The organism is Actinokineospora sp. (assembly GCF_050699995.1).
In the GTDB taxonomy this organism is placed as follows: Bacteria; Actinomycetota; Actinomycetes; order Mycobacteriales; family Pseudonocardiaceae; genus Actinokineospora.
The window spans coordinates 23,388-30,971 of sequence record NZ_JBOHGC010000556.1 but is presented as its reverse complement, the minus strand read 5'-3'; the positions used below and the strand labels follow the sequence as shown (position 1 = coordinate 30,971).

General features: G+C 68.6%; 8 protein-coding genes and 2 pseudogenes. 6 read left to right on the top strand and 4 right to left on the bottom strand.

Features of this window, described 5'->3' with window-relative positions:
- The coding region (locus ACRDSQ_RS27055; RefSeq protein ID WP_431424857.1) for a nucleoside deaminase at positions 1-455 on the top strand (455 nt) is incomplete at its 5' end.
- A gap of 287 nt (positions 456-742) precedes the next feature.
- Here ACRDSQ_RS27055 and ACRDSQ_RS27050 read toward each other — a convergent pair.
- Both ACRDSQ_RS27050 and ACRDSQ_RS27045 read right to left on the bottom strand, forming a co-directional pair.
- The gene (locus ACRDSQ_RS27050; protein ID WP_431424855.1) at positions 743-967 is read right to left on the bottom strand and encodes a hypothetical protein; all 225 of its coding nucleotides are present in this window, start codon (positions 965-967) and stop codon (positions 743-745) included.
- Positions 964-1,581, bottom strand: coding sequence for a hypothetical protein (locus ACRDSQ_RS27045; protein ID WP_431424853.1), 618 nt, complete (start codon positions 1,579-1,581; stop codon positions 964-966). Before ACRDSQ_RS27045 ends, ACRDSQ_RS27050 begins: the two co-directional genes overlap by 4 nt.
- Before the next feature lie 140 nt (positions 1,582-1,721).
- Here ACRDSQ_RS27045 and ACRDSQ_RS27040 point away from each other — a divergent pair, with 140 nt between their 5' ends.
- From ACRDSQ_RS27040 to ACRDSQ_RS27020, 5 genes and pseudogenes are all read left to right on the top strand, one after another.
- Entirely contained in the window at positions 1,722-2,516 is a 795-nt protein-coding gene (locus ACRDSQ_RS27040; RefSeq protein ID WP_431424851.1) for an ArsR/SmtB family transcription factor, read from the top strand.
- A gap of 21 nt (positions 2,517-2,537) precedes the next feature.
- On the top strand, positions 2,538-3,032 hold the full coding sequence (locus ACRDSQ_RS27035) for a hypothetical protein (protein WP_431424849.1): 495 nt from the start codon (positions 2,538-2,540) through the stop codon (positions 3,030-3,032).
- 210 nt (positions 3,033-3,242) lie between these two features.
- On the top strand, positions 3,243-4,496 hold the full coding sequence (locus tag ACRDSQ_RS27030) for a class I SAM-dependent methyltransferase (protein WP_431424847.1): 1,254 nt from the start codon (positions 3,243-3,245) through the stop codon (positions 4,494-4,496).
- A pseudogene (locus tag ACRDSQ_RS27025) lies at positions 4,493-5,312 on the top strand (DUF1295 domain-containing protein). The gene ACRDSQ_RS27030 and the pseudogene ACRDSQ_RS27025 overlap by 4 nt, the downstream one beginning before the upstream one ends.
- Positions 5,287-5,742, top strand: coding sequence for a peroxiredoxin (locus tag ACRDSQ_RS27020; protein WP_431424845.1), 456 nt, complete (start codon positions 5,287-5,289; stop codon positions 5,740-5,742). Before ACRDSQ_RS27025 ends, ACRDSQ_RS27020 begins: the two are co-directional and overlap by 26 nt.
- On the opposite strand, the pseudogene ACRDSQ_RS27015 reads toward ACRDSQ_RS27020, so the two are convergent.
- Positions 5,672-6,160: pseudogene (locus ACRDSQ_RS27015) on the bottom strand (peptidylprolyl isomerase); the annotation flags it as partial. The gene ACRDSQ_RS27020 and the pseudogene ACRDSQ_RS27015 overlap by 71 nt on opposite strands.
- A 66-nt stretch (positions 6,161-6,226) precedes the next feature.
- Positions 6,227-7,420 carry an RNA-guided endonuclease InsQ/TnpB family protein gene (locus ACRDSQ_RS27010; protein ID WP_431424844.1) on the bottom strand — a complete coding sequence of 398 codons (1,194 nt, stop codon included), beginning with the start codon at positions 7,418-7,420 and terminating at the stop codon, positions 6,227-6,229.
- Positions 7,421-7,584: the final 164 nt, after the last annotated feature.

Below are 7,584 nucleotides of genomic sequence, written 5' to 3'. Positions count from 1 at the left end.
CCTGGCTGGCCGAGGTGGTCGACCTGGCGAAGGACAACGTCGCCGCGGGCGGCGGCCCGTTCGGCGCGCTGGTGGTCCGCGACGGCAAGGTCCTCTCGCGCGGGACCAACCAGGTGACCACGGACCTGGACCCCACCGCCCACGCCGAGGTCGTCGCGATCCGCCGCGCGTGCCAGGTGCTTGGCGATTTCCGACTGACCGGCTGCGTCCTGGTGTCGTCATGCGAGCCGTGCCCACTGTGCCTCGCGGCGGCCCTGTGGGCCCGCGTGGACCGCGTCGTCTACGCCGCCGACCGCGACGACGCCGCCCAGGCGGGCTTCGACGACCGCCGCTTCTACGACGTGTTCACACAGCCGCGGCGAACATGGCCGATCGCCGTGGACAACATCCGCACCGGCACCGAACACGCCCCCTTCGCCGCGTGGGAAGCCCGCCCGGACCGGGTGGACTACTAGCGGGCGAGCAGGTACACAGCCAAGCCCGCGGCAGGTCCGGCAGGCTGTGCTCACCGATCTTGACCAGCGCCCAGCCGACCAGGATCTGCAACGCCACAGCAGTCGGGATGTGGGTCGGAAGATGGTATGCGGCGGCCAGAGCAACCAAGCCGCCCCACACCGCCACCTGGGCCGAGCCGTTCGCCAGCGAGGTCATGGCCACTGTGGCCGCCATGGCCAAGATCAGCGCCACCACCTCCCGAGGCACGCCCGACCAGCATGATCGCCACCCCCACGAGCGGCGCGGCCTACCCGATAAGCGCCTTCCGCATGCCAGGCGCGGAATCGTGCGTCACGAACAGCTGCGGCAGGTGCACCGCGCAGACCGCCGCCAGCACACCCCAGAGCACGCCCAGCCAGAAGCCGTCCACGGCATGCATCGCCACCGTGAAGGCCACCACGGCAGGCGCCGCGTTCGGATACAGCGCGATACGCACTTCCAGGGCAAACCGCGCGCCGCGTGAGTCGGTCATGTGATCGCCAGGAACACGGCGCCGCCGACGGCCGGGCCCAGCAGGGCGCCGACGACCACCTGGGCGACGGTGTGGTCGCGCAGGGCCACCCGGGACCAGCACACGATGAAGAGCGGCACCAGCAGCAGCAACGCCCACGGCCCGTAGAGCAGCGCCACCATCACCACCGCTCCCCCGGCCACGGCGGCGTGCAGCGACACCTTCCACCACACCGTCACCGCGATGCAGGTGGCCAGGGTGACCGCCATGGCGATCGTCAACGCCACCACCGCCCTCGGCGCGTCACCGACCAGCAGGATCGCCAACCCGACACCGGTGGACGCGAGCCCGACCAGCAGCGGAACCGCCCGGTGCTCCCGATCCCGCACGTGGTGGCCGTCCCACCGTCCCTGACGGGCCCCGCGGATGATGAAGACCATCGGCAGGATGCTGGAGAAGAGCGCCACGACGATCCCCCACAGCAGCGTCGGCCCCACCCGACACCCCGTCGCCTGCCAGGCGACCGCCAAGGGCAGCAGGAGCACCACCACCGCGGGCGACAAGACCTCGGTCGCCACCTTCGCCAACCGCGGCCCGCTCACCGACACCCGTCCGCCCGCGACCAAAAGACCCACGCCCACACCCATCCCCTAGAACGCCCAGGACCAACAACTCCATCCAACCGAACAACCGGTCCCGACATCTCGACAGCCCTCCATGTCCACACGAACGGCCCGGTTGACAATAGGCAGGTATTTACCTGCATAATGGTCCGGTGACCCTCGAAGCGACCGCAGTGGACTCGGTGTTCAAGGCACTCGCCGACCCCACGAGGCGGCTGCTGCTCGACCGGCTGCGCGAACACAACGGCCAGACGCTGCGTGAGCTGTGCGAACACCTGGAGATGGCCCGCCAGTCCGCGACCCAGCACCTCGACGTCCTGCGGGCCGCCGACTTGGTGATCGTCGTGCGGCGCGGCCGGGAGCGTCTGCACTACCTGAATCCGGCGCCGATCCACGACATCGAGGAACGCTGGATCTCCGTATTCGACAAGCCGCGACTGCGGACCCTGCACGCCATCAAGAACCAGGCCGAGGAGGCCGCCATGACCACCACCGTTCCGACCTACGTCTACGCCACCTACATCCGCGCGACCGCGGAACAGGTCTGGCAGGCGCTCACGGACGCGGACCTGACCGCGAAGTACTGGAGCCACGCCAATGTCTCGGACTGGCAACCCGGTTCCACCTGGGAACACCGCCGCGTCGACGGGTCCGGCGCGGTGGACGTCGTCGGGAAGGTGATCGAGTCCGAACCTCCGGCCCGCCTTGTGATCACCTTCGAAGACAGTCCCGACGCCGTGAGGGAACCGTCAGTCGTCACGTTCGTCATCGAGCCGCACCAGGACATCGTCCGCCTCACGGTGACCCACGAGAACCTGCCCAACCGCGAGATGCTCAACGGCATCTCCCACGGCTGGCCCGCCGTGCTGGCCAACCTCAAGTCACTGATGGAAACCGGCGACGTACTCCCCCAGGCGCCTTGGGAAATGCCCAAAGTGGATGCCTGACAAGAGAAAGCGACAAGACACATGGACACCGCCACCCTGCGCGACGCCTACCGCACCCTCCTGGACGCGGCGGCCACCATCGCGAAGGAAGACTCAGCCCCGACCCCACCGCCGGGTGAGTGGACGGCCGACCAGATCTTGGCGCACGTCGCCATCGTCAACGCCGCCACCATCACCACCCTTGCCACCATTACCGCGGGCGCACAGACCACCTACGACAACCGTGTCTCCCAGGACGCCTGGACGCTCGCCCATGTCATCGAGGTGGCAGGTGGGAACGAGGGACTCCGCGAGCGCATCAGCACCCAGGGCGAAGCGCTCTGCGCACTCGCGGGCCCGACCGTCGGTGAAAGCGAATGGGACACCTTGGTACCGGCCCGGCTCGTTTCCAAAGACATGATCCTGCTCAACCAGCCCATCCCGCTGCGAGACATCATCACCGGCCTCGCGGACGTCGAACTACCCGGCCACACCGCCCAACTACTCGCCCTGCTGCCGGAGAAAGCCACTGCCTGACCCGCCCACGCCTAAGCACTTCTGTGGCCGCCGATGGCCGACGAGAGGACGTTCAGCCGACCCCGTGGACAGTGGTGGGCACGCCACGAGCGAGCAGGGCCAGGCACTGTGCCACGGCGGCATCAGCGGCTGTCGACATGGTTCCCCGCCGAAGGCAATCCCGGCCGAGCCCGCCTCCGAATACCCGTCATCATCGACGAACGGAGAGTCGTGGCCATCGCCTCCACGCTGGCGCAGACCGCCGAACGAGCCATCGGCGCACCCCTCCCCGTCCGGCTGCGCGCCTGGGACGACAGCGAGGCCGGGACGGTCGACGGGCCCGTCGCCGTCATCCGGTCCCGGCGGGCGCTGCGCAGGCTCCTGTGGGACCCCAACGAGCTCGGCCTCGCGCGCGCATACGTAAGCGGTGAGCTTGACATCGAGGGCGACCTGGCCGAGGCCCTGTCCCGGTTCTGGGCGCTCGCGGGCACCGCCAAGCCGAAGCTGTCGGTCAAAGACAAGGCAGCGATCGTGACAACCGGCCTCAAGCTGGGCGTCTTCGGCAAACGGCCGCCCCCGCCCGCCGCCGAGGCCAGGCTGTCCGGCGACGAGCACAGCAAGGACCGCGACCGGGCCGCCATCGCCCATCACTACGACCTTTCCAACGAGTTCTACAGCCGCGTCCTCGACCCGCGGATGGCGTACTCCTGCGCCTACTTCACCAAACCCGCCGACCCCATCGAGGACGCGCAGCGGGCGAAGCTGGACCTGGTGTGCGCCAAGCTCGACCTGCGCCCAGGCGACCGGCTGCTCGACGTCGGCTGCGGGTGGGGGTCGCTGGCCATCCATGCCGCGCGGCACTATGGCGCGCAGGTCACCGGGATCACGCTGTCCGCCGAGCAGCGCTCGTTCATCCTGGCCAGGCTCGACGAGTACGGCCTGGCCGACCAGGTCGAGGTGCGGTTGCAGGACTACCGCGACCTCGACGACGAGGCGTTCGACGCCATCGGCACCCTGGAGATGGGCGAACACGTCGGCGCCGCGAACTACCCGACCTACGCCGCTACCCTGTTCCGCATGCTCAAGCCCCAGGGCAGGCTCCTGCTGCAGCAGATGTCGCGCGGGGCCACCGCTCAGGGCGGCGGCGCGTTCATCGAGTCCTATGTGGCCCCCGACATGAACATGCGGCCGGTGGGCCAGACCGTCGACCTGCTCGAACAGGCGGGCCTGGAGGTCCGCGACGTGCACGCGCTGCGCGAGCACTACGTGTGGACCGTGCGCGCCTGGGCCCGGACTCTCGAGGAGAAGTGGGACGAGCTGGTCGACCTGGTCGGCGAGCAGCAGGCCCGGGTGTGGCGGCTGTACCTGGCGGGCGGCGCGCTCGCGTTCGAGGAGAACCGGATGGGCGTCGACCAGATCCTGGCGGTGCGCCCCGCGGCGGACGGCTCCAGCGGCTTCCCCGCGACCCGCGAGGTGTTCCGGTGATCCTCAACCTGGTGGTCACCGCGGCCGTGACCGCCCTGGTGATCGCGGCCGCGTTCGGGATCAGCCTCTGGCGCGGCCGCTACGACACGATCGACACGGTGTGGGGACTCGGTTTCGTCGTCATCGCGGCCGTGACCTTCGCACTGTCCAGTGGGGACGGTTCACTCGCGTTCCGGGTCACGGCGACGGCACTGACCGCGGTCTGGGGCCTGCGCCTGGCGATCCACCTGCACCTGCGCAACCACGGCAAACCCGAGGACCGCCGCTACGCGGAGATCCTGGCCAAAGCCAAGGCCAACCCGAAGGCCCACATGTTCCGGGTGGTCTTCCTCACCCAGGGCGCGGTCATGTGGATCGTGTCGCTGCCGGTGCAGGTCGCCCAGTACGGCCAGCACACCTTCGGCCCACTCGCCTACCTGGGTGTCGCGCTCTGGCTGGTCGGGTTCACCTTCGAGGCCGTCGGCGACCGGCAGCTGAGCCGGTTCACCGCCGACCCGGCGAACAAGGGCCGGGTCCTCGACACCGGCCTGTGGCGTTACACCCGACACCCCAACTACTTCGGCGACGCCTGGCGTATGGTGGGGTCTGTACCTGATCGCCTGCCACTCGTGGGTCGGCGCGGCCACGCTCCCCGCGCCGCTGCTCATGACGTTCCTGCTCGCCAAAGGCACCGGCAAACCCCTGACCGAGAAACACCTGGCAAGCACCCGGCCCGGCTACGCCGACTACGTCGCACGCACCAGCGGATTCCTTCCGCTGCCACCCAAGAAAACACCGAGGAGTCCATCTGATGCGGCCCGGAGATCTCGTTCCTGACTTCAAGCTCGACGACGAGGCGGGCGTCGAGCGCTCGCTGTCCGAATTCCTTGAAACGGGACCGGTCGTCCTGTTCTTCTACCCGGCCGCGATGACCTCGGGCTGCACCGCGGAAAGCTGCCACTTCCGCGACCTGGCAGCCGAATTCGCCGAGGTCGGCGCCCACCGCATCGGCATCAGCCCGGACTCGGTGGACCGGCAGGCCGAGTTCTCCTCGATCCACTCGTTCGACTACCCGCTGCTGTCCGACCCGGAGGGCGAGGTCGCCACCCTGTTCGGCGTTCGCCGCAAGTTCGGCCCGCTGCTGACGAAGCGGATGACCTTCGTGATCGACAACGATGGGAAGGTCATCGAGACGATCAAGAGCGAACTACGAATGTCCGTGCACGCCGACAAGGCCCTCGAAGCCCTGCGCACCCGTAAGTCCTGACCCGCGAGTCGCCGGAAGGGGTTGTGCTGTGCGGAGTGCCGTCGACCGGTGCCGGGTCGTCGGGGGTGGGGGTGATGCCGGCGGCCACGACTGTGTCCCAGTGTGGACAGGCCGGGAGATCGACGTGCCGAAGACGGTGTAGTTGGGGCGCAAGCGGCAATCGCCATACAACCAGGAAGAACTGGCTGCCGTTGGTGTCCGGACCGGCGTTCGCCATGGCCAGCACGCCGCGCGCGTAGACCTTGCGAATACCGGGCGTGTCACCGGGCCAGTCGGGCAGGTCCGTGGGCAGTTCGTCCTTGTACTTGTAGCCCGGCCCCTTCTCCCCGGTCCCGCTAGGGTCGCAGAACTGCAGCACCTTGACCGTCGGTTACGCGGTCAGCCGGTGGCACGTGGTCACGTCGTAGAACCCGTGCCGACGAGGTGACACACAACAGCCTTTTGGCATCCTCCCCTGCCTGAAGGCGCGGGATTCCAACCGCGACTACCACACAAGGAGGAGGTCGCGTTGAGGTTCACGGTTCGCAGGCCTACCTAACGGCGGGCCTCCACGTGCAGTCACGGCATGCCCTGCCGCGAATCGAATATTCAGGGCCGCGTTCACATCCGCGTTGGCGGCGAAACCGCAGAACCGGCACCGGAAGACGGCTTGGCTCTCGCGCGCCTCCCGATCCACGACCCCACACGCCGAACAACGCTGACTCGTGAACCGCGGATCGACCTTCACCACGCGCCCCAGGGCCTTGTGCTCCAGACGGGTCACCAGAAGGCCCCACCCGTTGGCCAGGATTCCCCGGTTCAGGCCCGCCTTCTGCCGCACACCCCGACCAGGCGCATCGACCGTGCCCTTCGCCGACCGGGTCATATTAGTGATCTTCAGATCTTCGACCGCGATCACGTCGAACTCCCGGGCCAGCCGGGTGCTAGTCTTCTCGACCCAGTCCTTGCGCCGATAGGTCTCGCGGGCCTTGAGCCTCGCGATCGCCGTCTTGACCTTGCCGCGCCGGGTTGAGCCGCGTTGGGCCCGGGCGAGCTTGCGCTGCAACCGCAGCAACCGCACCTTCTCCGTGTCGCGCAGAGCGGGGACCAACAGGAGTTCCCCGGTGGACAACGCCGCCGACACCACGACACCGCGATCAACGCCCACCGCCGCACCCGTGCCCGGTGCGGCGATCGGCTCGGGCACGACCGGGAACGCCACGTGCCAGCGGCCCGCTCGGTCACGGGTGATGCGGTACGACTTCACACCGTCTGCGACGGCACGCGACCAGCGGAAGCGCACCCAACCCACCTTGGGCACCCGCACCTCACCGACCTTGCGGGACACCCGGCGAACATCGCCCGGTTTGACCGCCACGACCCGGAATCCCTCGCCCCGCCCGCGACTGCGCCAGGTTGGCCTCCGGTTCGTTCTGCCGAAAAAACTCGCCTTCGCCTGGGCGAAGTCCTTCAACGCCTGCTGCTGCACCATCACCGACCCGGCCGCCAACCATGGGTTCGCCGCCCGCGCCTGCGTCAACTGCCGACACTGCTCGGTGTACCCCGGCGCGGCCTTGCGTCCCGGCTGCCAGTGGGCGTGTTGCTCCACGGCGAGGTTCCACACGAACCGGGCATGCCCACAATGCTCCAGCAACATCCGCTCCTGAGCGGGGGTCGGCTGGAGACGGAAACGGGACATGCCGATCAACCTAACGACCACCACCGACAAACCAGGAGACACCAGTGAAACCCGGCAGACCACGGAACGCTCGGACGCTGGTTGGCCCTCCCGCACCCGATTCCTCACCGGCGTGAACGCCCCAGCATCCTCGGGCGGTCCTGGTGGAGCTGGGACGGCACAGC

Bases quoted from the DNA above. Each gene is read 5' to 3' on its own strand.
- ACRDSQ_RS27050 (WP_431424855.1), bottom strand. From the start codon at position 967: ATGACCGACTCACGCGGCGCGCGGTTTGCCCTGGAAGTGCGTATCGCG.
- ACRDSQ_RS27035 (WP_431424849.1), top strand. From the start codon at position 2,538: ATGGACACCGCCACCCTGCGCGACGCCTACCGCACCCTCCTGGACGCG.
- ACRDSQ_RS27020 (WP_431424845.1), top strand. From the start codon at position 5,287: ATGCGGCCCGGAGATCTCGTTCCTGACTTCAAGCTCGACGACGAGGCG.
- ACRDSQ_RS27010 (WP_431424844.1), bottom strand. From the start codon at position 7,420: ATGTCCCGTTTCCGTCTCCAGCCGACCCCCGCTCAGGAGCGGATGTTG.